22 protein-coding genes are annotated in these 23,583 nt (G+C 71.3%); 8 read left to right on the top strand and 14 right to left on the bottom strand.

Annotated elements, in window-relative coordinates:
• Nucleotides 1-10: 10 nt before the first annotated feature.
• On the bottom strand, nt 11-676 hold the full coding sequence (locus VGN18_RS04115; RefSeq protein ID WP_327538370.1) for a response regulator transcription factor: 666 nt from the start codon (nt 674-676) through the stop codon (nt 11-13).
• 520 nt (nt 677-1,196) lie between these two features.
• Between VGN18_RS04115 and VGN18_RS04110 the strand changes: the two genes are divergently transcribed.
• A complete protein-coding gene (locus tag VGN18_RS04110) occupies nt 1,197-1,436 on the top strand; it encodes a hypothetical protein (protein ID WP_327538369.1) in 240 nt (79 codons plus the stop codon).
• A 4-nt stretch (nt 1,437-1,440) separates the two neighbouring features.
• Here the strand turns inward: VGN18_RS04110 and VGN18_RS04105 are convergent, their stop codons facing one another.
• The gene (locus VGN18_RS04105) at nt 1,441-2,703 is read right to left on the bottom strand and encodes a DUF445 domain-containing protein (RefSeq protein WP_327538368.1); all 1,263 of its coding nucleotides are present in this window, start codon (nt 2,701-2,703) and stop codon (nt 1,441-1,443) included.
• Nucleotides 2,700-3,560 carry a hypothetical protein gene (locus tag VGN18_RS04100; protein WP_327538367.1) on the bottom strand — a complete coding sequence of 287 codons (861 nt, stop codon included), beginning with the start codon at nt 3,558-3,560 and terminating at the stop codon, nt 2,700-2,702. Before VGN18_RS04100 ends, VGN18_RS04105 begins: the two co-directional genes overlap by 4 nt.
• A 172-nt stretch (nt 3,561-3,732) precedes the next feature.
• On the opposite strand from VGN18_RS04100, the gene VGN18_RS04095 reads away from it, so the two are divergent.
• Entirely contained in the window at nt 3,733-4,560 is an 828-nt protein-coding gene (locus VGN18_RS04095) for a class I SAM-dependent methyltransferase (RefSeq protein ID WP_327538366.1), read from the top strand.
• Here VGN18_RS04095 and VGN18_RS04090 read toward each other — a convergent pair whose 3' ends face one another.
• Nucleotides 4,561-5,520, bottom strand: coding sequence for a heme o synthase (locus tag VGN18_RS04090; protein WP_327538365.1), 960 nt, complete (start codon nt 5,518-5,520; stop codon nt 4,561-4,563).
• 235 nt (nt 5,521-5,755) lie between these two features.
• Here VGN18_RS04090 and tkt point away from each other — a divergent pair, with 235 nt between their 5' ends.
• The 5 genes from tkt (at nt 5,756) to pgl (ending at nt 12,517) form a co-directional block, all read left to right on the top strand.
• Nucleotides 5,756-7,888: a transketolase gene (gene tkt, locus VGN18_RS04085; RefSeq protein WP_327538364.1), complete on the top strand. Its 2,133-nt coding sequence runs from the start codon at nt 5,756-5,758 to the stop codon at nt 7,886-7,888.
• A 31-nt stretch (nt 7,889-7,919) separates the two neighbouring features.
• Nucleotides 7,920-9,029, top strand: a complete 1,110-nt coding sequence (tal, locus tag VGN18_RS04080) for a transaldolase (RefSeq protein ID WP_327538363.1) — start codon at nt 7,920-7,922, stop codon at nt 9,027-9,029.
• A 67-nt stretch (nt 9,030-9,096) separates the two neighbouring features.
• Nucleotides 9,097-10,791 carry a glucose-6-phosphate dehydrogenase gene (gene zwf, locus VGN18_RS04075; protein ID WP_327538362.1) on the top strand — a complete coding sequence of 565 codons (1,695 nt, stop codon included), beginning with the start codon at nt 9,097-9,099 and terminating at the stop codon, nt 10,789-10,791.
• The gene (locus tag VGN18_RS04070; RefSeq protein ID WP_327538361.1) at nt 10,788-11,777 is read left to right on the top strand and encodes a glucose-6-phosphate dehydrogenase assembly protein OpcA; all 990 of its coding nucleotides are present in this window, start codon (nt 10,788-10,790) and stop codon (nt 11,775-11,777) included. Before zwf ends, VGN18_RS04070 begins: the two co-directional genes overlap by 4 nt.
• Nucleotides 11,777-12,517: a 6-phosphogluconolactonase gene (pgl, locus tag VGN18_RS04065; protein ID WP_327538360.1), complete on the top strand. Its 741-nt coding sequence runs from the start codon at nt 11,777-11,779 to the stop codon at nt 12,515-12,517. The genes VGN18_RS04070 and pgl overlap by 1 nt, the downstream gene beginning before the upstream one ends.
• Before the next feature lie 168 nt (nt 12,518-12,685).
• Here pgl and VGN18_RS04060 read toward each other — a convergent pair whose 3' ends face one another.
• From VGN18_RS04060 to uvrC, 10 genes are all read right to left on the bottom strand, one after another.
• A complete protein-coding gene (locus VGN18_RS04060) occupies nt 12,686-13,216 on the bottom strand; it encodes a GNAT family protein (RefSeq protein WP_327538359.1) in 531 nt (176 codons plus the stop codon).
• A gap of 11 nt (nt 13,217-13,227) precedes the next feature.
• The gene (locus VGN18_RS04055) at nt 13,228-13,572 is read right to left on the bottom strand and encodes an RNA polymerase-binding protein RbpA (protein WP_327538358.1); all 345 of its coding nucleotides are present in this window, start codon (nt 13,570-13,572) and stop codon (nt 13,228-13,230) included.
• A 49-nt stretch (nt 13,573-13,621) separates the two neighbouring features.
• Nucleotides 13,622-13,858, bottom strand: coding sequence for a preprotein translocase subunit SecG (gene secG, locus VGN18_RS04050; RefSeq protein WP_349259822.1), 237 nt, complete (start codon nt 13,856-13,858; stop codon nt 13,622-13,624).
• Nucleotides 13,859-13,949: 91 nt separating this feature from the next.
• Complete coding sequence (gene tpiA, locus VGN18_RS04045; RefSeq protein WP_349259830.1) at nt 13,950-14,753, bottom strand: triose-phosphate isomerase; 804 nt, start codon at nt 14,751-14,753, stop codon at nt 13,950-13,952.
• A 34-nt stretch (nt 14,754-14,787) separates the two neighbouring features.
• Nucleotides 14,788-16,008, bottom strand: a complete 1,221-nt coding sequence (locus tag VGN18_RS04040; RefSeq protein ID WP_327538355.1) for a phosphoglycerate kinase — start codon at nt 16,006-16,008, stop codon at nt 14,788-14,790.
• A gap of 10 nt (nt 16,009-16,018) precedes the next feature.
• Nucleotides 16,019-17,023 (bottom strand): type I glyceraldehyde-3-phosphate dehydrogenase, encoded by a 1,005-nt coding sequence (gene gap, locus VGN18_RS04035; protein ID WP_327538354.1) that lies wholly within the window; start codon nt 17,021-17,023, stop codon nt 16,019-16,021.
• Between the two features lie 67 nt (nt 17,024-17,090).
• Nucleotides 17,091-18,071 carry a DNA-binding protein WhiA gene (gene whiA, locus VGN18_RS04030; protein ID WP_327538353.1) on the bottom strand — a complete coding sequence of 327 codons (981 nt, stop codon included), beginning with the start codon at nt 18,069-18,071 and terminating at the stop codon, nt 17,091-17,093.
• Nucleotides 18,062-19,033, bottom strand: coding sequence for a uridine diphosphate-N-acetylglucosamine-binding protein YvcK (locus tag VGN18_RS04025; RefSeq protein WP_327538352.1), 972 nt, complete (start codon nt 19,031-19,033; stop codon nt 18,062-18,064). The genes whiA and VGN18_RS04025 overlap by 10 nt, the downstream gene beginning before the upstream one ends.
• Nucleotides 19,033-19,920 (bottom strand): RNase adapter RapZ, encoded by an 888-nt coding sequence (gene rapZ, locus VGN18_RS04020; protein WP_327538351.1) that lies wholly within the window; start codon nt 19,918-19,920, stop codon nt 19,033-19,035. The genes VGN18_RS04025 and rapZ overlap by 1 nt, the downstream gene beginning before the upstream one ends.
• On the bottom strand, nt 19,917-21,968 hold the full coding sequence (gene uvrC, locus VGN18_RS04015) for an excinuclease ABC subunit UvrC (RefSeq protein ID WP_327538350.1): 2,052 nt from the start codon (nt 21,966-21,968) through the stop codon (nt 19,917-19,919). The genes rapZ and uvrC overlap by 4 nt, the downstream gene beginning before the upstream one ends.
• A 214-nt stretch (nt 21,969-22,182) precedes the next feature.
• On the opposite strand from uvrC, the gene VGN18_RS04010 reads away from it, so the two are divergent.
• Nucleotides 22,183-23,577 (top strand): FAD-binding oxidoreductase, encoded by a 1,395-nt coding sequence (locus VGN18_RS04010; protein ID WP_327538349.1) that lies wholly within the window; start codon nt 22,183-22,185, stop codon nt 23,575-23,577.
• Nucleotides 23,578-23,583 lie beyond the last annotated feature (6 nt).

Here is a 23,583-nt window from a genome sequence, read left to right as displayed (position 1 = left end):
CGGCCGAGCGTCAGCCGGCGACCTCGTCGAGCGGGCGCACCAGCCCGTGCCGGGTCGCGAGCGACACCGCCTCCAGGCGGGAATGGACGCCGAGCTTGATGAGGATGGCCTGCACGTGTGTACGCACCGTGGTGGGAGAGACGCCGAGCGAACCTGCCATCGCGGTCGTGTCGAACCCGCTCGTGAGCAGACGCAGGCATTCGCGCTCGCGCGGGGTCAGGTAGTTCGCCAGCTGCACGACCCGCGGATCGGCCGGCGCCGGCCCGCTGCGGACGGGGCGGTTGAACGATGCCTCGACGACCACCTCACCCAGCGCTACCCGGCTCAGCGCATCGAGCAGGACTGCTATGCCGCGGGTCTTGTGGACGTACCCCGCGGCCCCGGCCTCCAGTGCGCGGGTCAGGGTGTGTGGCGACGCGTCGGCCGTGAGCACGACGACCCGAGTACCCGGATTGCCGGCCAGCAGACCGGGGATCGCGGCGATCGCGTCGGCGTCGGCGACCCGGCTGTCCAGCACGCAGATGTCGGGCCGATGCATCCTGGTCTGCGCCTGCAGCGCACAGAGATCGGACACGGCGGCCACGACCCGGTGGCCCGCCCGGCCCAGGATCGACGTGAGCCCGTCGAGCAGCAGAATGTGGTCGTCCGTGAGAACGATGTTGAGTACTTCGGACATGGCTTTACCCCGATCAGTACACCCGGCAGTGACCCGATCGGCCTGTGGTTCGACCCGTCGGAGCGCCTGCGAGCGCAGCGCCGGCGACGATCCAAGATCGTCGCCCGCACCCCCCGTACCGAAGGTTCCCCCGTCCTCCGGCGGCTACAGGCTAACGCACAGACTGGCGTTATTGGCAGTCCGTGGTAAAGGCGCATCAGCGCAGTGCGCCCGGAGTCTCCAATTGCGAATGCGGCTTGAATGTCTGCTGAGTGAAAGCCGTATCGCTCGAATTGACGCACCGCAATGGGAATCATCGCGGTCCGTAGCCGCGCGGCGGACCTATGCAGCTGACATCCGACAATGGCCGCATATCGGCATGGGTGCGTTGGACTTCGACTTCATGAATTCTTCACGCGGCGCGAAGGGCGACGATTCGGTTCCGCCAGCCGCACCGCCTGATCCGGCGTGGAAGATCGGGACAAAAGTCCTGCCCGAACCGGTCGATTCGTCGGGCTCCGAGCCGGGTACAACCCCGGCCATGACAACGGAGTCCGGCTACCGCCGCGGCGGAATTGCCCGCATCATCACCATCCTCGTCGTCCTCTGGCTCATCATCGGCGCCGTCGCCGCGGGCCAGCGGGGCTACTACAGCTCGTCCGGCAAGGGCAGCTGCGCCAAGACGACCACGACCGTCGTCACGATCGTGGCCGGCCCGCTGAACTACCTGGGCGTGAATCCCAAGGAGAACTGCCCGAACGTGCCGCAGCCCAGCAAGTGACCGCTCAGAACAGCTGCGTCAGGGTGTAGATCGCCAGACCGGCCAGTGCGCCGACGACCGTGCCGTTGATGCGGATGAACTGCAGGTCGCGGCCCACCTGGATCTCGAGGCGGCGGCTCGTCTCCTCGGTGTCCCAGCGCGACACCGTGAGGGAGATGACCGCGGTGAGGTCGTCGGCGTAGTTCGTGGCGACGTGCCCGGCCAGCCGTTCGAGCGCCTCGTTCACCTTGCCGGCGATCGACGTGTCGTCGCGCAGCACCTCCCCGAGGCGGATGGTGAGCGACTGCGCCGAGCGGCGCAGGTCCGACTCGGGGTCGCCGGCCTCGTCCAGCAGCAGCTTCTTCATCGAGTCCCAGAGGTTCGCGAGGTACTCGCGCACGCTGGGGTGGTCGAGCAGTTGGTCGCGGCCCAGCTCGACCTTGCGGATCTGCTCCGGGTCGGTGCGCAGCCGCTCGGCCAGCTCGCGCAGCTGCTGGTCGAACCCGCGCCGCAGGGCGTGGCCGTCATCGGCGATGACGTCGGCGAGGAAGCTCTGCAGCAGGCTGAAGCCCTTGGCGAAGACCCGGTCGTCGACCCAGTCCGGCACCCACTCGGGTGATTCCTGCGAGACCCGCTTGCGGAACTCGGCCTTGTTCGCCTCCAGGAACTTCAGCGTGCCCTTGAGAGTGGTCGTCAGCGTGGCCTGGTGCTGGCCCGCGTCGCACACGGCGTCGATGAGGCGGGCCAGCAGCGGCGCGATGTCCAGCGCGCGGAGCCGCTTGTCGGCGAACGCGGCGACCGAGTCGCGCAGCACGTCGTCGCGCAGCACGCTCGCTGTGCCGCTGACCGCCAGCGCCAGTTCGTCGGCCAGCCGGCGTGCGTGCTCGGGTTCGGCGAGCCACTCCCCGAACCGCTGCGGCACCCGCGCCGCGGTGACCCGCTCGCTCAGGATCTCGCTGGTCAGGAAGTACTGCTGCACGAAGGACGCCAAGCCCTCGCCGATCTGGTCCTTCTTGCTCGGGATGATCGCCGTGTGCGGGATCGGCAGCCGCAGCGGGTGGCGGAACAGGGCGGTGACGGCGAACCAGTCGGCCAGGCCGCCGACCATCGACGCCTCGGCGGCGGCCTGCACGTAACCCCACACCCCGGCGCCGTCGCCGACGGTGCGGCACACCACGAAGACCACCGCCGCGCCGAGCAGCAGCCCGCCGGCGATCAGCTTCATCCGGCGCAGGGCGCGCACCCGCTCGGCCGCCATCGGCGGGACGGGAGCCGTGACCGCCGTCATGCGCGGGCGACGATCGCGGCGGCGAAGCTGTCGGCGGCGTCGGCGCCGTACTGGAGGAACAGTGACGGCTCGGTCAGCTCGAGCTCGACGACGACCGGCCCGTCGGGCGAGGGCAGCAGGTCGACCCGCGTGTAGAGCAGGTCGGCGCCGAAGCGGTCGCGGATCGCGGCCAGGGCCGCGGCGCCCACCTCCAGTTCGGCCGCGCTCGGCGTGCGGGCCGAGATCTCCTCCTCGACGTAGAGGACGTCGGCGTCGACGGCGTGCGCGACCGTCTCGGGCAGCATCGCGCCCTTGCGGATCGCGTGGCTGAAGGCCCCGTCCAGGTAGATCAGGGCGGTCTCGCCGGCGGCGTCGACGGCGTCGAGGTAGGGCTGGATCAGGATGGTCCGCCCGGCCGCGTGGAGCGATGCGGCGTGGGCGCGAGCGTCGTCGGAACGGGACGCCTCGAAGCGGCCGGCGCCCCGGGAACCGGCCCCGACCGACGGCTTGAGCACGAACTGGCCCGTCTGCGGCAGCGGCACCGGATCGCCCGGTGCGGCGAACGCGGTCGGCACGGTCGGCACCCCGGCGTCGGCGAGGTCGCGCAGGTAGAGCTTGTCGGTGTTCCAGGCGATGACCTTCGGCTCGTTCGCCACCCGGTCCAGGCCCTCGACCCAGCCGAGGAAGCGGTCGACGTCGACCGTGTAGTCCCAGGTCGAGCGCAACACGACCAGACCGGCGCTCCAGTCGACGGCCGGATCGGTCCAGACCGCCCAGCGCGCGTCGGCCCCGAGCCGCGCCAGCGCGGCCTCCAGGACGCCGGCATCCTCGTCGGCCTCCGGCAGTTCGGCACAGGTCGCGAGCAGAACGGTGGCCATGTGTCGATCCTAGGGAAGTCCTCCCCGTGCCCGATCCACCCCCAGGTGGCACGACTATGTGATCCTCCAGGCCCGCAACATCGCCGGACCGGGGAAGGTCTTCGACGTGTTCGTTCACCGTCACGATCCCGGGCGGCTGAATTCGGGTGACCGGTGGTCCAGAATCGTCCGGGTGACGAACTGGACCGAACTGAACCGGGCCCACTGGGACGAACGGGCGCGCCCGCACGCCGAATCGCCGGAGTACGGGATCGAGCGCTTCGTCGCCGATCCGACGTTCGTGTCCGACGTCGTGCGCTTCGACCTCGAACGGCTGGGCGACCTGCGGGGGCAGCGCGGGGTGCACCTGCAGTGCCACATCGGCACCGACACCCTGTCGCTGCACCGGCTGGGCGCCCGGATGAGCGGTCTCGACCTCTCCGGCGCCTCGCTGGAGCAGGCCCGCTCGCTCGCCGCCCGCACCGGCGCCGGGATCGAGTACGTGCAGGGCGAGGTGTACGACGCCGCGCAGCTGCTGCCGCGCGGCGCGTTCGATCTCGTCTTCACCGGCATCGGCGCGCTGTGCTGGCTCGGTGACATCCGCCGCTGGGCCGGGGTGGTCGACGCGCTGCTCGCGCCCGGCGGCCGCCTCTTCCTGCGCGAGGGCCACCCGATGCTCTGGTCGCTCGCCGATCCTCGGGCCGACGGCGTGCTCGCCGTCGACTTCCCCTACTTCGAGACGGCCGAGCCCCTCGTGTGGGACGAGCCGGGCAGCTACGTGACGACCGACCACGCGTTCCAGCACACCCGCAGCGCCGGGTGGAACCACGGCCTAGGGGAGATCATGACCGCGCTGCTCGACCGCGGCCTGACGATCACGGCGTTCGAGGAGCACGACAGCGTGCCGTGGGACGCGCTGCCCGGGATGATGGAGCAGCTGCCGAACACCGAGTACAGGCTCAAGGACCGTCCGGAGCGGCTCGCTCACACCTACACGCTGCAGGCCCGCAAGCCGGCCTGACTACCTGGCGAAGGTGTCGATCGCGACGGCGACGAAGACGAAGGCGAGGTAGCTGTTCGAGAGGTGGAACAGCTGCATCGGCTTGGCGTCGAGCCCGCGGGCCGTGCGCCGGTGCAGCCGGTGCGCGGCGAACACCAGTGCGGCCCCCGCGCCCAGGGCCAGCACGCCGTACATCCACCCGGTCGCCAGCGGCCACAGCACGAGCGAGGTGAGGACGGTGAGCCAGGCGTACACGACGATCTCGCGGGCGACACGGATCGGCTCGGCCACCACCGGCAGCATCGGCACGCCGGCGCGCGAGTAGTCCTCGCGGTAGCGGATGGCCAGCGCCCAGAAGTGCGGCGGGGTCCAGAAGAACACGACGCCGAAGAGGACGACGGGGGCCCAGGCCAGCGAGCCGGTGACGGCCGACCAGCCGATGAGCACCGGCATGCAGCCGGCGGCGCCGCCCCAGACGATGTTCTGCGCGGTGCGCCGCTTCAGGAGCATCGTGTAGACGACGACGTAGAAGGCGATCGCGGCGGCGGTGAGGCCGGCGGCGAGCCAGTTGGTGATCAGGCCCATCGTCGCGACGGCGACGACACCGAGGACGATGCCGAAAACGAGTGCGCCCCGCGGCGACACCTCGTGCCGGGCCAGCGGGCGGTGCCCGGTGCGGCGCATGAGCGCGTCGATGTCGCGGTCGACGTAGCAGTTCAGGGCGTTCGCGCTGCCGGCCGCGAGCGTGCCGCCGACCATGGTCGCGACGACGACCCACCACTCGGGCAGTCCGTCGGCGGCCAGGATCATCGCCGGCAGGGTGGTGACGAGCAGCAGTTCGATGATGCGGGGCTTGGTGAGCGCGACGTAGGCGGCGAGCCGACCGCGGGTGCGCGGCGAGCGGAGCTTGGCCGCCTTCCGGGGTGCCGCCGGTGCCTCGTCGAGGCCCGCGCGAGCGGGCGCCACCGGGGTCTGCGTCACCGCTTCAGGGTAGCCGTCGGCCCGGCCCGGCCCACATCCAGGCTCAGGTGATCCGCCGAACACCGGCCGCATCCGGCCGCCGCTCCCAGTTGCGGCCACGGACCTATACGCGGGGCGTGATGTGGCTACGCTGACGATGGGTAGGGCTTACTGGACAACTGGCGACGGAACGCGGTCGGAAACGCAGCGGCCCACGTCGCCTCACACACTGCGATGCGAAGGGACATGATCGCCCGTGACCGACACTGGTACCGATGCGGCGGACGGCGTCAGGACGACGCACCCCGATTGGTGGACCGATCTCGACACGAAAGCGGTCGACACCGCCCGCCTCCTGGCGGCCGACGCGGTGCAGAAGGTGGGCAACGGCCACCCCGGTACGGCGATGAGCCTGGCCCCGCTGGCTTACCTGCTCTACCAGCGCGTCATGCGGCACGACCCGACCGACCCCACCTGGATCGGCCGCGACCGCTTCGTGCTGTCCAACGGGCACTCGTCGCTGACCCAGTACTGCCAGCTGTTCCTGTCCGGCTACGGGCTGCAGCTCGACGACCTCCGCGCGCTGCGTACCTGGGGCTCGCTGACGCCGGGGCACCCCGAGTACGGCCACACCCTCGGTGTCGAGGTCACCACCGGTCCCCTGGGCCAGGGCGTTGCGAACGCGGTCGGCATGGCCATGGCCGCCCGGCGTGAGCGCGGGCTGTTCGACCCGGACACCGTGCTCGGCGAGTCGCCGTTCGACCACCAGATCTACGTGATCGCCGGCGACGGTTGCCTCGAGGAGGGCGTCTCCAGCGAGGCCTCGTCGCTCGCCGGGCACCAGCAGCTCGGCAACCTGACCCTGTTCTACGACGACAACCACATCTCCATCGAGGACGACACGGCCGTCGCGTTCAGCGAGGACGTGCTGGCCCGCTACGAGGCCTACGGCTGGCACACCCAGTACGTCGACTCCGGCGAGGACGTCGTCGCCATCGAGAACGCGATCGCCGCGGCGCGGGCCGTCACCGACAGGCCCTCGATCATCGCGATCCGCACGATCATCGGCTGGCCGGCGCCGACCAAGCAGAACACCGGCAAGGCCCACGGCAGTGCCCTGGGCGAGGACGAGATCCGGGCCACGAAGAAGCTGCTCGGCTTCGAGCCCGACGTGCACTTCAACGTCGCCGAGGACGTGCTGGCCCACGCCCGCGAGGTCGTGCAGCGCGGGCGCGACGCCCACGCGCAGTGGCAGGTCGACTTCGACGTCTGGGCCGCGGAGAACCCCGGCCCGGCCGCGCTGCTGGAGCGCCTGCGCACCCGCACCCTGCCGGCCGGCTGGACCGACTCGCTGGTCAGCTTCCCCGAGTTCAAGGACGGCAAGCCCAACTCGGTGTCCACTCGCGCCGCCTCGGGCAAGGTGCTGAGCGGCCTGGCCGACGCGCTGCCCGAGTTGTGGGGCGGCTCGGCCGACCTCGCCGAGAGCAACAACACCACGATGGAGGGCCAGCCGAGCTTCATCCCGGCGGCCCACCAGACCAAGGAGTGGCGGGGCGGGCCGTACGGCCGCACGCTGCACTTCGGCATCCGCGAGCACGCGATGGGCGCGATCCTCAACGGCATCGTGCTGCACGGCGGCACGCGTCCGTACGGCGGCACATTCCTCGTCTTCAGTGACTACATGCGCCCGCCGGTCCGGCTCGCGTCGCTGATGAAGATCCCGACGCTGTTCGTGTGGACCCACGACTCCATCGGGCTCGGCGCCGACGGCCCGACCCACCAGCCGATCGAGCACCTCGCGGCGCTCCGCGCGATCCCCGGCTTCGACATCGTCCGACCGGCCGACGCCAACGAGACGGCCGCCGCCTGGCGGGCCGCGCTCGAGAAGACCGACGGCCCCGTCGGCTTCGCGCTGTCGCGGCAGAACCTGCCCGTGCTCGACCCGGCCAAGGCCGCGAACGCCGCCAAGGGCGGGTACGTCCTCGAGGAGGGGTCGACGGGCCTGCCCGACGTCATCCTCGTCGCCACCGGCTCCGAGGTGTCGCTGGCCCTCAAGGCCCGCGAGCGGCTCGAGGCCGACGGCGCGTCGACCCGGGTCGTCTCCATGCCGTGCGTCGAGTGGTTCAACGCCCAGCCGCGCAGCTACCAGCAGTCGGTGCTGCTGCCCGACGTCAAGGCGCGGGTCAGCATCGAGGCCGGTGTGTCGCAGGGCTGGCGCGAGATCGTCGGCGACTCCGGCGAGATCATCGCCATCGATCACTTCGGCGCCAGCGCCGAGGGTGACGTCCTGTTCGAGCAGTTCGGCTTCACGCCCGATCGCGTGATCGCCGCGGCGCACGCCGCGATGGAGCGCGCCGGGCTCATCCGCGGCGCCACCACGGGCAACTGAGCCAGCACAGACAATTGAGAGGAAGACGAATATGAGCGACGCACTCGCCCAACTGTCCGACGCCGGCGTGTCGATCTGGCTCGACGACATCAGCCGCGAGCGGCTGAACAGCGGCAACCTGCAGGAACTCGTCGACACGAAGCACGTCGTCGGCGTGACCAGCAACCCGACGATCTTCCAGAAGGCGCTCGAGAAGGGTGAGGCCTACGACGAGCAGGTCCGCGACCTCAAGCTGCGTGAGATCGAGCTCGACCAGGCGATCCGCGAGCTGATGGCCTTCGACATCCGCTGGGGCTGCGACCTGCTGCGGCCGATCTACGACCGCACCGGCGGCCTCGACGGCCGGGTGTCGATCGAGGTCGACCCGCGCCTGGCGCACGACAGCGACCGCACGACGGCCGAGGCCAAGGCGCTGTGGTGGCTCGTCAACCGCCCGAACGCGCTGATCAAGATCCCGGCCACCCAGGAGGGCCTGCCCTCGATCGCGAAGTCGACCGCCGCCGGCATCAGCGTCAACGTCACGCTGATCTTCGGCCTGGACCGCTACGACAAGGTCATGGACGCCTACCTCACCGGTCTCGAGCAGGCTCATAAGGACGGCATCGACCTGTCGACGATCTACTCGGTGGCCTCGTTCTTCGTGTCGCGCGTCGACACCGAGATCGACAAGCGCCTTGACAAGATCGGTTCGGACGAGGCGAAGGCCCTGCGGGGCAAGGCGGCCATCGCGAACGCGCGGCTCGCCTACGAGCGCTATGAGGCCGTCGTGTCGTCCGACCGCTGGAAGACGCTGGCCGAGGCCGGCGCCAACGTCCAGCGCCCGCTGTGGGCCTCGACCGGCGTCAAGGACCCGTCCTACGACGACACGATGTACGTCGTCGAGCTCGTCGCGACCGACACGGTCAACACCATGCCCGAGGCCACCCTCGACGCCGTGGGCGACCACGGCCGGGTGCGGGGCGACACGATCAACGGCATGTACGACGACGCCCGCAAGGTGCTCGCCGACCTCGAGGCCCTCGGCATCGGTTACGACGACGTCATCGCGACCCTCGAGCAGGAGGGCGTGCAGAAGTTCGAGGACTCCTACGCCCAGCTGGCCGAGAGCGTCCGCGGGCAGCTGGACAACGCCGGTAAATGACCGTCCTCCGCTGCGCTCCGGCCGCCGAAGGCCGTACCCGTTCGTCCTTCGCTCGCGGGGCTCGCTCATGACCGAAACCACCGAGACGGGCGACCAGGAGACGACGAAGGTCGACTCCCCCGGAGCCGACGCCAAGAACCAGACGCCGCCGGGCGACGGCCCGTCCGCCAATCAGGATGCGGGCGGCCGGGCCGCCACGCCGGCGGCGGTCGGGCGCGGGCTCGACGAGTTCGGCGCCGACGGCGTCAACCCGCTGCGCGATCCGGCCGACCGCCGGCTGCCGCGGGTTCCCGAGCCGTGCGCGCTGGTCATCTTCGGCATCGGCGGCGACCTGTCCCGCAAGAAGCTGATCGCCGCCGTCTACGACCTCGCCAACCGCGGCCTGCTGCCGACCGACTTCGTGCTGGTCGGCTTCTCCAAGTCCGACTGGCCCGGCGGCGGCACCTTCGAGACGCTGGCCCGCAAGAGCGCCAAGGAGCACGCCCGCACCTCGTGGAACGAGGAGGTGTGGAAGCGCCTGGCGAGCAACACCCGCTTCGTCGAGGGCTCGTTCGACGACGACAAGGCGATCGACGAACTCGTCAAGGTGATGGACGATCTCAAGACCTCGCACGGCATCCAGGGCAACGCCGCGTTCTACCTGTCGATCCCGCCGAAGCTGTTCCCGAACGTCCTGAACCAGATGCAGCGCACCGGGCTGTCCGACGCCAAGCAGGCGGGCGGCTGGCGTCGTGTGGTCGTGGAGAAGCCGTTCGGGCACGACCTGCCGAGCGCGCTGGAGCTCAACAACCTCGTCGACAACGTCTTCCCCCCGCGCGACGTCTACCGCATCGATCACTACCTCGGTAAGGAGACGGTGCAGAACCTGCTGGCGCTGCGCTTCGCCAACCAGTTGTTCGAGCCGGTCTGGAACGGCAACTACGTCGACTCGGTGCAGATCACCATGGCCGAGGACGTCGGCATCGGCGGCCGGGCCGCGTTCTACCAGGCCACCGGCGCGGCCCGCGACGTCCTGCAGAACCACCTGCTGCAGCTGCTCGCGCTGACCGCGATGGAGGAGCCGGTCGAGTTCTCCCCCGAGGCCGTCCGTATCGAGAAGCTCAAGGCGCTGCGGGCCATCTCGCTGCCGACCGACCTCGAGACGTACGCCGTCCGCGGTCAGTACGACCAGGGCTGGCTCGCCGGCGAGCGGGCCGTGGCCTTCCGCGACGAGGACGGCATCCCCGAGGACTCGCAGACGGAGACCTACGCCGCGGTGCGCCTCGGCGTCGAGACCCGTCGCTGGGCCGGTGTGCCGTTCTACATGCGTACCGGTAAGCGGCTGCCGAAGCGGGTCACCGAGATCAGCGTGCTGTTCAAGAAGGCTCCGCACCTGCCGTTCAGCAAGACCGACACCCAGGAGCTCGGCCACAACCAGCTGGTCATCCGGGTGCAGCCCGACGAGGGCGTCACGTTGAAGTTCGGCTCCAAGGTGCCGGGCAGCGCGATGGAGGTGCGCGACGTCGCCATGGACTTCCTCTACGGCGAGGCGTTCACCGAATCCTCCCCCGAGGCCTACGAGCGGCTGATCCTCGACGTGCTGGTCGGCGACGCGACGCTCTTCCCCCGCAGCGAGGAGGTCGAGGCGTCGTGGCGCGTCATCGACCCGCTCGAGGAGTTCTGGGCCGGCCACGACCCGTACCTCTACCGCGCCGGCGAGTGGGGCCCGAAGGAGGCCGACCAGATGCTTGCCCGCGACGGCCGGCAGTGGAGACGACCATGACGACACTCTGGGACACCACGGGAACCGCCGTGGTCAAGGCCCTGGCCGCCGAGCGGCGCACGGGTGGCGCGGTCACCAGCGGCATGGCGCTGACGCTCGTCGTCGTCGTCGACCACCAGGATGTCGAGGAGGCCGAGGAGGCCGCGAGCATCGCCGCCAGCCGGCACCCGATGCGCATGCTGATGGTGATCCGCCGCCAGATCGACGCCCCGGTGCCCCGCCTCGACGCCGAGGTCACCATCGGTGGACGTCTCGGTCCGGGCGAGGCCGTGGTCATGCGCATGTACGGCCGCCTCGCGCTGCACGCCGAGTCGGTCACGCTGCCGCTGCTCGCGCCCGACGCGCCGGTCGTCACGTGGTGGCACGGCCAGCCGCCGGAGAAGATCGCCTACGACCCGCTCGGGGTGTTCGCCGAGCGACGTATCACCGACGTCCTCCGCGCCGCCGATCCCAACGTCGCGCTGCAGCAGCGGGCCGAGGACTTCGCCCCCGGCGACACCGATCTCGCCTGGACCCGGCTCACCCCGTGGCGGGCCGCGCTCGCGTCGGCCTTCGACGGCGTGCGGCAGCGGCCGCAGCGGGCGACCGTGAAGGGTGGGGCCAACGAGCCGTCGGCCCGCTTGCTGGCCGGATGGCTCTCGGCGCGTCTCGGCATGGACGTCGAGGTCGTGGGCACCGACGACGAGCCGGTGAGTGGGGTCGAGATCGGGTTCGCGAACGGCTCGACGACGGCCAAGCTCGAGGGCAGCAGCCTCGTGCTGCGGCGCGAGGGCCAGGAGGACTCGTTCATGCCGTTCGGCGAGCGCCCGCTCGGCGAGTTGCTCGCCGAGGAGCTGCGGCGTCTCGACCACGACCACATCTACGCCGAGGCGCTGTCCAACTTCACCGGCGTCGAGGGGATCGAGGCCAACCCGCCGCAGCGCCAGCACATCTGGCACGACCCGGCCGCGGCCGAGGATCCCAAGACCGCCGACAAGGCCGGCTGATGGCCGCCGAACCAGAGGTCGTCGTCGAGGCCGACGCCGATCAGCTCGCGGCCAACACCGCCGCGCGCGCCAGGGTGACACTCGCCGCGGCCGTGCAGGCCCGAGGCGTCGCGCACCTGGTCATCACCGGCGGCAGCATCCTCGAAGCGGTGCTCGCCGCGATGGCCGAGCCGACCGATCTCGACTGGTCGCGGGTGCACGTCTGGTGGGGCGACGAGCGCTACGTCGCCGCCGACTCCGACGACCGCAACGAGCGGCCGGCCCGGGCGAAGCTGCTCGACCACGTGCCGGTCGCGGCCGATCACGTGCACCCGATGCCGCCGTCCGACGCCGGGTTCGACTCGGTCGAGGACGCCGCCGCGGCCTACGCCGCCGACCTGACCGCGCTCGCGACCGACGGCGACGTGCCGCACTTCGACGTCGTGCTGCTCGGCATCGGCCCGGACGGACACTGCGCCTCGCTGTTCCCGGGTCACCCCGGCCCGCGGGTCAGCGACCGGGCGGTGATCGCCGTGCACGACTCCCCCAAGCCGCCGCCCACCCGCATCTCGCTCACCTTCCCGGCGCTCGACGCCGCCGAGGAGATCTGGGTCGTCGCGTCGGGTGACGGCAAGGCCGAGGCGGTGGCCCGCGCGCTGGGCGGCGCCGATCGGGTCGAGGTGCCGTCCGCCGGCCCGCGCGGCCGGCGGCGCACCCTCTGGCTCGTCGACGCGGCCGCCGCCTCGCAACTGCCGAACTAGCCGCACTGCGCTCGGACGCGCCCGCGACCCTCCGCGCCGTGCGCCCGATCATCGCGCTCGGAGCAGGCCCACCGACCTGGTGCGGGCGAGTCGATCAACGTGCAATCAGTCGTTGCGACCTGGCCGGTTCCGCCTCAACCGGGCGCGGGCCCGCTCGCCCGCAGCAACTCAGGCGGGCGACGGCCATTCGGAGGCGAGCAGACCGTAGACGACCTCGTCGCGGAACGCGCCGTCGACCCACGCGCCCTCGCGCAGGGTGCCCTCGTGGCGGAAGCCGGCCCGGCGCGCGGCGGCGATCATGGGCGCGTTGGAGCCGAGCGTCTCCAGCGACACGCGGTTCAGGCCGCGGATGCGGAAGGCGTAGCGGGCCAGGATGTCGAGGACGTCGGCGGCGAAGCCGCGGCCGCGGCAGGCCGGGCGCAACGCGATGCCGATGTGCGCGCTCCGCGAATGGGTGTTGATCGCCCACAGCAGAGCCTGCCCGGCGAGGGCGTCGTCGGCCCGGTCGCGGACGGAGAACAGGGCGGTGTCGTCGTGCGGCGGGTCGATCGCGAGCGGTGATCGCTCGGGGCCGATCGGCACCCAGGGCCGGTTGTCGGCCGACGAGCGGATCAGGACGTCCTCGTAGAGCTCCGCGTGCAGCTCGGCGGCGTCCGCCGGCCGTGGCGCTACGAGGACGACCTTTTCACCCGGGAGCAAGGCGGCCCGGGTCAGCTCTCGCCGCGACGGGCCCGCAGCCGGGCGAGCGCCTCTTCGAGGATGGCGGCGCCGTCCTCGTCGGTGCGCCGTTCCTTCACGTAGGCGAGGTGGGTCTTGTAGGGCTCGTTGCGCGGTGCGCTCGGCGGCGCTTCGGACTGCCGGCCGGCGGGATAGCCGCAGCGCGGGCAGTCCCAGGTGTCGGGCAGCGCGGCGTCGAGCGAGAATGCCGGACGGACCTCGTGACCGTTGGCGCAGAAGAAGGATACCAACTGCCGCGGCGCCGACTCCCCGCGCTCGTTCTCGCCCATCGGCCCGGCGCCGACTCGGCTGCCCCGGATGGCACTACCACCAGCCACGTACGTCCCCTCTCGAGAGTGTTCGGTCGTGCCGCAGGAAGCGTGTGGGTCAGGCCTGGTTCTTGTAGAGCAGGCAGAGCCCGATGATGGAGATCGCCCAGACGGCGCCCGCGATGACCGTCAGGCGGTCGAGGTTGCGCTCGACGACCGACGAGCCGGACAGGCTCGAGTAGAACGAGCCACCCAGCATCGAGGAGAGACCGCCGCCCTTGCCGCGATGCAGCAGAACGAGAACGATCAGCATCAGGCTCGCAATGATGAGCACGATGGAGAGCGTCATAATCATCGTCGGTTGCCTTCGCTGTAGCCGAACGCAGGACGGGAATCGGCCTGCCCGCAAAGATTACCTGGCGTATCGACCGATGGGGCGCACCGGCTCAAGCCGGGGCTCCGGAAACCGGTGCCGGCTCCCCCGCCGCGATGCAGATCGCCGCAAACTCCTCGGGGTCGAGGCTCGCGCCGCCGACGAGCGCGCCGTCGACATCGGGCCGGCCCAGGAGCTCGGCGGCGTTGTTGGCCTTGACCGACCCGCCGTAGAGGATGCGGATCTTGTCGGCGAGGGCGCTCGAGTAGAGCTCGCCGAGCCGGGCCCGCAGCGCGCCGCAGACCTCCTGGGCGTCGTCGGGGGTGGCCACCTTGCCGGTGCCGATCGCCCAGACCGGCTCGTAGGCGACGACGAGCGTCTCGGCCTGCTCGGCGGTGATGCCCTCGAGGGCCGCGGTGAGTTGTGCGGTGGTGTGCGCGATCTGCTCGCCGGCCTCGCGGACGTCGAGGGTCTCGCCCACGCACAGGATCGGCGTGACGCCGGTGCGGTACGCGGCGACGACCTTGGAGTTCACGACGGCGTCGTCCTCGTGGTGGTACTCGCGCCGTTCGGAGTGCCCGACGATCACGAAGGTGCACCCGAGCTTGGCCAGCATCGCGCCGCTGATGTCGCCGGTGTAGGCGCCGGCGTCGTGCGGGGAGAGATCCTGACCGCCGAACTTGATCGGGACGCGGTCGCCGTCGATGAGCGTCTGCACGCTGCGCAGGCTGATGAACGGTGGCAGCACGGCGACCTCGACCCGGTGCGTCTGCTCCTCGTTGAGGCTGAAGATCAGCTTCTGGACGAGCGCGATGCCCTCGAGGTGGTTGTAGTTCATCTTCCAGTTGCCGGCGATGAGGGGACGGCGGCCCTCGATCGGCGGCAGGGGCTTGCGTGACTCCTTGGCCACGTCAGATCGTTTCCAGAACGGCGACACCGGGGAGTTCCTTGCCCTCGAGGTATTCCAGCGACGCGCCGCCGCCGGTGGAGATGTGTCCGAACCCGTTGACGTCGAGCCCGAGCGCGCGCACGGCGGCGGCGGAGTCACCGCCGCCGACGACGGACAACCCGGAAGACGCGGCCACGGCCTCGGCGACGCCCTTCGTGCCGGCCGCGAACGGCGCGACCTCGAACACGCCCATCGGGCCGTTCCAGAACACGGTCCGGGCGCCGTCGAGTGCGGCGGCGAAGGCCTGCACCGAGTCGGACCCGATGTCGAGTCCCTTGCCACCGGGCGGGATCTCGGTGGCCGGCACGGTCTGCGTCGGCGCGTCGTCACTGATCTCGGCGGCGACGACGACGTCGGTCGGCAGCACGATCTTGTCGCCGGATTCCTCGAGCAGCCGGCGGCAGTTGTCGATCTGATCGGCCTCCAGCAGCGAGTCACCGACCTCGTGGCCCTGCGCGGCGAGGAACGTGAAGCACATGCCGCCCCCGACGAGCAGGCGATCGACCTTGGGCAGGAGCGACTCGATGACGGCGAGCTTGTCGCTGACCTTCGACCCGCCGAGCACGACGACGTAGGGGCGCTTCGGCTCACCGGTGAGCTGCTGCAGAACCTGGAGCTCGTCGCGCACGAGGTCGCCGCAGTAGTGCGGCAGGAGCGTGGCGATGTCGTAGACCGACGCGTGCTTGCGGTGCACCGCACCGAAGGCGTCCTCGACGAAGGCGCCGCCCTCGTCCTCGCCGCCGGTCAGCCGTTCGAGGCCGCGCGCGAAGGCGAGCCGCTCGGCGTCGTCCTTGCTCGTCTCGCCCGGGTTGAACCGCACGTTCTCGAGCAGCAGCAGCTCGCCGTCCTTGAGCTCGCTCGCCAGCAGGCGCGCGCTCTCGCCGACGGTGTCGAGGGCGAACCCGACCGGGCGGCCCAGCAGCTGGGCGAGCCGGTCGGCGACGGGGCGCAGCGAGTACTTGGCGTCGGGCGCACCCTTGGGCCGGCCGAGGTGCGCGGTGACGATCACCCGCGCGCCGTGGTCGAGCAGCTTGGCCAGCACCGGCAGCGACGCCCGGATGCGGCCGTCGTCGCCGACCTTGCCTTCCGTGGTCAGCGGCACGTTGAGGTCGGAGCGGACGAGGATGCGCCGCCCGTCGAGCTTGCCGCCGGAGTGCTTGATCAGGTCGTCGAGGGTCTTCATCGCCCGAGTCCTACAGCGAGGAACCGACGAGCAGGCTGAGGTCGACGAGGCGGTTCGAGTAGCCCCACTCGTTGTCGTACCAGCCGACGACCTTGACCTGGTCACCGATGACCTTGGTCAGGCCGGCGTCGAAGATGCACGACGCCGGGTCGGTGACGATGTCGGAGCTGACGATCGGCGCCTCGGTGTAGGAGAGGTAGCCCTTCAGCGGGCCCTCGGCCGCCGCCTTGTAGGCCGCCTTGATCTCCTCGACCGAGGCCGCCTTGCCCAGCGTGACGGTGAGGTCGGTCGCCGAGCCGGTGGGGATCGGGACGCGCAGCGCGTAGCCGTCGAGCTTGCCCTTGAGCTCGGGCAGCACGAGGCCGATGGCCTTGGCCGCCCCCGTGCTCGTCGGGACGATGTTGAGCGCGGCCGCACGGGCCCGCCGGAGGTCCTTGTGCGGGCCGTCCTGCAGGTTCTGGTCCTGGGTGTAGGCGTGGATCGTGGTCATGAGGCCGCGCTCGATGCCCCAGCCGTCGTTGAGCACCTTGGCCAGGGGGCCGAGGCAGTTCGTGGTGCACGACGCGTTGGAGATGACGGTGTGCTTCGCGGGGTCGTAGTCCTCGTGGTTCACGCCCATGACGACGGTGACGTCCTCGTTGCTGGCCGGCGCGGAGATGATGACCTTCTTCGCGCCGCCGTCGACGTGCACCTTGGCCTTGGTGGCGTCGGTGAAGATGCCGGTCGACTCGATGACGACGTCGGCACCGATGTCGCCCCAGGGCAGCTGGGCCGGGTCGCGGAAGGCGAAGGCCTTGAACGCGGCGCCGTCGACGGCGATCTCGTCGGCCGTCGCGGTGACGTCGCCCGGGAAGCGCCCGAGGATCGAGTCGTACTTGAGCAGGTGCGCGAGGGTGTCGTTGTCGGTGAGGTCGTTCACGCCGACGATCTCGATGTCGGCGCCGGACGCGGCGACGGCGCGGAAGAAGTTACGGCCGATCCGACCGAATCCGTTGATGCCCACACGTACGGTCACTGCGCTGCTCCTCGTTCGGCTGACAGGTATGGCGATCAGCCCCGACCCTATCGGGTCGTACCGGGGGTTACGGCTGGAGCATGTCCGGCGTTACGGCGGACTCGGTGTCCGGGATTCCCTGGTCGCTCGCCCGCTTGTCGGCCATGGCGAGGAGGCGGCGGATGCGACCGGCCACGGCGTCCTTGGTCATCACCGGGTCGGAGAGCGCGCCGAGTTCCTCGAGCGAGGCCTGCGAGTGCTCGAGCCGGAGCCGGCCGGCCTGCAGCAGGTGGTCGGGGGCGTCGTCGCCGAGAATCTCCATGGCCCGCTGCACCCGGGCGCCGGCGGCCACGGCCGCGCGGGCCGAGCGGCGCAGGTTGGCGTCGTCGAAGTTGGCCAGCCGGTTGGCGGTGGCGCGGACCTCGCGACGCATGCGCCGCTCCTCCCAGGCCATCACCGATTCGTGGGCGCCGATGCGGGTGAGCAGGGCGCCGATGGCGTCGCCGTCGCGGACGAGCACGCGGTCGCCGCCGCGCACCTCGCGGGCCTTGGCCGACACGCCGAGGCGGCGGCCGACGCCGACGAGGGCGAGCGCGGCCTCGGCCGACGGGCAGGTGATCTCGAGCGAGCAGGCCCGACCGGGCTCGGTGAGCGAGCCGTGCGCGAGGAACGCGCCGCGCCAGGCCGCCTCGGCGTCGGCGACGCCGCCGGCCACGACGTGGTGCGGGAGGCCCTTGACCGGACGGCCGCGGAGGTCGACCAGGCCGGCCTGGCGGGCGAGCCGCTCGCCGTCCTTCGTGACGCGGACGAGGTAGCGGCTGCCCTTGCGGATGCCGCCGCCGGCCACGATCTGCACCTCGGAGCCGTGCCCGAAGATGTCGGCGATCTCCTTGCGCAGGCGGCGCGCCACCGAGCCGGTGTCGAGCTCGGCCTCGATGACGATGTGACCGCCGATGAGGTGCAGGGCGCCGGCGAAGCGCAGCATCGTGGCGAGCTCGGCCTTGCGGGCCGACATGCGACTCACCGGAACCCGGCTGAGCTCGTCCTTCACCGCGGCTGTCATCGCCATGCGTGCAATCCTCCACCTGGTCCGGCGCCGAGCACGTCGCGAATCGCTTCACTCAGCCGTACCGGGTCGTGCCGCTCCACACTGTCGTCGGCGGCGAGTTCACACACTACGAGACGCGCGCCGATCCCGGACACGTACCGGTCGAGTTCCTCCGGATCGAGCAGCGACTCGGTGTCGGCGAGCACCGCGTCGATGCGCAGCCGGCCGAACGGCTCGGCGTGCGTTTCGAGCAGGCGCAGCAGCTCGTGCGGCTCGTAGTCGTCGGTCTCACCGACCTGGGGCACCAGATTGAGCACGACCACGATCTTGGCAGTCGCGCTCGCGAGCGTCTTGCCGAGTTCCCGTAACAAAAGGTGCGGAATCACGCTGGTGAACCACGAACCGGGGCCGAGCACGACCAGATCGGCCTCGCGCACGGCGTCGACGGCGTCGGCGCAGGCCGGCGCGCCCGCGGGCAGCAGGCGGACGGAGCGCACGCGCCCGGGGGTGGCCGCGATGGACGACTGGCCCCGGATGCGTCGGGTTCGGTCGGGGTCGTCCGGGTCGAAGCGGTCGGCGATGCCCTCGAGGTCGAGCGGCACCGGGCTCATCGGCAGCACCCGGCCGACCGCGCCGACGAGCCGGGCCAGCCGTTCGAGGGCCGCGACGGCGTCGTCGTCGCGTTCGAGCAGGCCGGTGAGCATCATGTTGCCGACCGGGTGACCGGCGAGCGCGCCGGTGCCGCCGAGTCGGTGCTGCAGCAGCTCGACCCAGGCCTGGTGTTCGGGCTCGTCGCCGGCGAGGGCGGCCAGCGCCATTCTGAGGTCGCCGGGCGGCAACACGTTCAGTTCGCGCCGGATGCGCCCCGACGATCCGCCGTCGTCGGCCACGGTGACGACGGCGGTGAGATCGTCGGTGATGAGCCTCAGCGCGCACAGCGCTGCGTGCAGCCCGTGCCCGCCCCCGAGCGCAACCGCTTTCACTACTCGCGCCCCAGATCCCGATGGACGACGGTGGCCTGCACGCCCATGTTGGTGAGGCGGTCGGCCAGCTGCTGCGACATCGCGACCGAGCGGTGCTTGCCGCCGGTGCAGCCGACGGCGAGGGTGAGGTAGCGCTTGTTCTCGCGGGTGTAGCCGGCACCGATGATCTGCAGCAGCTGGGTGTAGAGGTCGAGGAAGTCGCTCGCCCCGGCCTGGGAGAGCACGTAGTCGCGCACCGGAGCGTCCTGGCCGGTGAGTTCGCGCAGCTCCGGGATCCAGTGCGGGTTGGGCAGGAAGCGCACGTCGACGACGAGGTCGGCGTCGACCGGCAGGCCGTACTTGTAGCCGAACGACAGCACGGTGGCCCGCAGCCGCGGCCGCTCGACCATGCCCTCGCCGCCGGTGAAGGCCGACTCGATCGAGCGGCGCAGCTCGTGCACCGAGCGAGCACTGGTGTCGATGACGAGGTCGGCCTCGTCGCGCAGCGGGGCGAGCAGCGCCCGCTCGGCGGCGATGCCGTCGGAGAGCCGGCCGTTGCCCTGCAGCGGGTGCTCGCGCCGGACGTTCTCGAAGCGCCGCACCAGGACGTCGTCGGTGGCCTCGAGGAACAGCACGCGCGGGCGGGTGCGGCGGTCGGCGAGTTCGCGGATGACGGTGCGCAGGTCCTTGGTGAACGCCCGGCTGCGCACATCCATCACGACGGCGAGCCGGGTGACGGCGCCCTGGCTGCGGCTGCCCAGCTCGACGAGCGTGCCGATGAGCTCCGGCGGCAGGTTGTCGACCACGAAGAAGCCGAGGTCCTCGAAGCACTTCGCGGCCGCGCTGCGCCCGGCACCGGACAGCCCGGTGATGATCACCGTCTCCAGCGCGCCCTGAGATTCCGTCATGTCGCCCCTGCCTCGCCGTCGGAGCGCCCATCCTCTCGCGGCCCGTCGTCGAGCACCTCACCGGTCGTCACGTTCACCGTCGGCGTGGCCGGCGCGTCGGCCGCCAGCGCCGCGACGATCGCCTCGGCCGTGCGCCGGCCGATGCCGGGGACCTCCGTCAGCTCGTCGACCGACGCCGCCCGCAGCTTCTTCAGCGAACCGAAGCGACGCATCAGCGCCTTGCGCCGGGTCTCGCCCAGCCCGGGGATGCCGTCGAGCGCCGACACCGTCATCGCCTTCGACCGCTTCTGCCGGTGATAGGTGATGGCGAAGCGGTGCGCCTCGTCGCGCACCCGCTGCAGCAGGTACAGCCCCTCGGACGTGCGCGGCAGGATCGCCGGGTACGCCTGGCCGGGCAGCCAGACCTCCTCGAGCCGCTTGGCCAGCCCGACGAGTGCGACGTCGTCGATGCCCAGCTCGTCGAACACCTCCTGGGCCGCGGCGACCTGCGGGGCGCCGCCGTCGACGACCAGCAGGTTCGGCGGGTAGGCGAACTTGCGCGGCCGCCCGGTGGTCGGGTCGATGCCCGGTCGCGGCCCGGCGTACTCCCCCTCGGCCCGCTCGGCGCTCGGGTCGGTGTCGGCATCGGCGCCCTCGGCGACCTGCTCGTCGAGGTAGCGGGCGAAGCGGCGGCGCACCACCTCGGCGATCCACTGGACGTCACCGGTGCCCTCGCCCGTCTCGCGCAGGGCGAAGCGGCGGTACTCGCTCTTGCGGGCCAGACCGTCCTCGAACACGACCATGCTCGCGACGACGTTGGTGCCCTGCACGTGGCTGATGTCGAAGCACTCGATGCGCAGCGGTGAGGTCGGCAGGTCCAGCGTCTCCTGCAGCTCACCGAGGGCGCGCGACCGCGCGGTGAGGTCGGAGGCCCGCTTCAGCTTGTGCTGGTTGAGCGCCTGGGCGGCGTTGCGCCGCACGGTCTCGGCGAGCGCCCGCTTGTCACCCCGCTGCGGCACCCGCAGCGAGACCCGCGAGCCGCGCCGCTCGCTGAGCCACTCGCCGAGCGCGCCGGCGTCGTCGGGCATGACCGGGACGAGGACCTCGCGCGGGATCTCGGAACCGTCGTCGTCAAACAGGCCGTAGAACTGGGTGACAAACTGCTCGACGAGGTCGCCCGTCGACATCTCCTCGAGCCGGTCGACGACCCAGCCCCGCTGGCCGCGCACCCGCCCGCCGCGCACGTGGAACACCTGCACCGCGGCCTCGAGATCGTCCTCGGCGAAGGCCACGACGTCGGCGTCGGTGCCGTCGCTGAACACGATGGCCTGCTTCTCCATCGCGCGGCGCAGGGCCTCCAGGTCGTCGCGCAGGCGGGCGGCGAGCTCGAACTGCAGCTCGTCGCTGGCCTCGACCATGCGGCGCTCGAGGCGCTTCATCATGTGCTCGGTGCGCCCGGCCATGAAGTCGCAGAAGTCGTCGACGATCTCGCGGTGCTCGTCGGCGGTGACGTGCCCGACGCACGGCGCGCTGCACTTGCCGATGTAGCCGAGCAGGCAGGGCCGCCCGACCTGACCGGCCCGCTTGAACACGCCGGCCGAGCAGGTGCGGGCCGGGAAGACATGCAGCAGCAGGTCGAGAGTCTCGCGGATCGCCCACGCGTGGGAGTACGGCCCGAAGTAACGCACCCCCTTGCGCTTGGGGCCGCGCATGACCTGCAGGCGCGGGTACTCCTCGTACAGGGTCACGGCCAGCGAGGGGTAGGACTTGTCGTCGCGGTAGCGGACGTTGAAGCGCGGGTCGAACTCCTTGATCCAGGTGTACTCGAGTTGCAGGGCCTCGACCTCGGTGCGCACGACGGTCCACTCGACCGACGCCGCCGAGGTGACCATCTGGCGGGTGCGCTGGTGCAGCCCGGCGATGTCGGCGAAGTAGGAGTTGAGTCGCTGCCGCAGGCTCTTGGCCTTGCCGACGTAGATGACCCGACCGCGCTCGTCGCGGAACTTGTAGACGCCGGGTTCGAGCGGGATCGTCCCCGGGGCAGGACGGTAGGTCGACGGGTCGGGCACGCCTTCGAGATTAGTAGTCGCCACCGACGCTCCGGCCCGGCCCGTTGCCCTATGCTCGGCAAGATCCAGACCAGTTCCCGGCCCGTGCCCACGGGTCTCGAGGAAAGTCGCCATGCCCTGTGAGAGCAAGCGCCGCTTTCAGGCGGTGAACACGGTGGATCCCGGACGGCGTCGATCGGCGGGACGAAACGCCCGTCAACCCACCGGGGCCGACATGTCGGGCGGCCTCTCGCCCTCCGATCTGGACGCTCTCGCCGCCGCGGTCGACGGGGAGGTGCTGCTCCCCGACCACGCCGATTTCGATGCGGCCCACCAGGTCTGGAACCGCAATCGCCAGCTGCGGCCGGCGGTGATCCTCGCCGGCACCACGCCGCGCGACGTGGCCCTGGGCATCGCCTTCGCCCGGACCCACGACCTGCCGCTCGCGGTGCGCGGCGGCGGGTACACGCCGTCCGGCACGGCCAGCTGCGAGAACGGCCTGATGCTCGACCTGCGGCCGATGAACGGGGTGAGCGTCGACCCGCGGGCGGGTACCGCGGTCGTCTCCGCCGGGGCGACGTGGGGCGAGCTCGACCCGGCCACGCAGGCGTTCGGTCTCGCCGTGCCCGGCCTGCCGGTCAGCCGCATCGGCGTCGCCGGCTCGACGATCGGCGGCGGCTACGGCCACCTGCGGCGGGCCTACGGCCTGGCCTGCGACAACCTGGTCAGCGCCGACGTCGTGACCGCGGACGGCCGGCTCGTCACCGCGTCGGGCGATCAGAACACCGAACTGCTGTGGGGCCTGCGCGGTGGCGGCGGCAACTTCGGCGTGGTGACCTCGCTGACGTTCCGGCTGCGCCCGCTGCCGGGGCCGGTGCTGTCGGGCGCGCTCGTCTTCGCCGCCGAGCACGCCGAGCGGCTCGTCCGCTTCTACCGCGACTGGACCGCCGGCCTGCGCGAGGACGTCTCGACGCGGCTCAGCCTGATCAGCGCCCGTCAGTCGTCGCTCGAGGCGCAGGGGGTGGATCGGCCGACAGGGCCGGTCGTGGCGGTCACCGTGGTGTGCGTCGGGCCGCCGAGCTCGGCCGAGGCGTTGGTGCGACCGCTGCGGACGGTGGCTCCGGTGCTGCGCGACCTGCTCGTCGCCCAGCCTTACGTGGCGGTGCAGTCCCGGACCGATGCGGCCTACCCGGCCGGCGCCCACGCCGACGTCGCCTCGGTCTACCTGCCCGAACTCGACGACCGGGCCGTCGACGCCGTCGTCGAGCAGTTCCACGCCGTGCCCGCCGGTTCCTGCGAGCTGCACATCGACCACATGGGCGGCGCGGTCAGCCGCGTCGCGCCGATGGCCACCGCCGCCCCGAACCGTCTGGCGACCTACCTCGTCGGCGGCATGGTCCGCTGGTCGGACGAGGCCGAGGCGCCGCCCCAGCGCGAGTGGCTGGCCGCGACCCGCGCGCGGCTGCTGCCGTCGAGCGTGGGGGGCCCGCACGTCGGGATGGACATGGGCCACGTGCCGAGCGCGCAGGCGTACGGGGTCGACCGTCACCTCCGGCTGGCGGCGTTGAAGCGGAGCTGGGATCCGGACAACGTCTTCACCCGCAACGTGAACGTGGCCCCGCTGGGTTGAGCCGGA

It is taken from the genome of Jatrophihabitans sp. (genome assembly GCF_036000465.1).
Taxonomy (GTDB): Bacteria; Actinomycetota; Actinomycetes; order Mycobacteriales; family Jatrophihabitantaceae; genus Jatrophihabitans.
The sequence above is the reverse complement of the archived record's forward strand: the minus strand, read 5'-3'. Positions and strand labels throughout refer to the sequence as shown.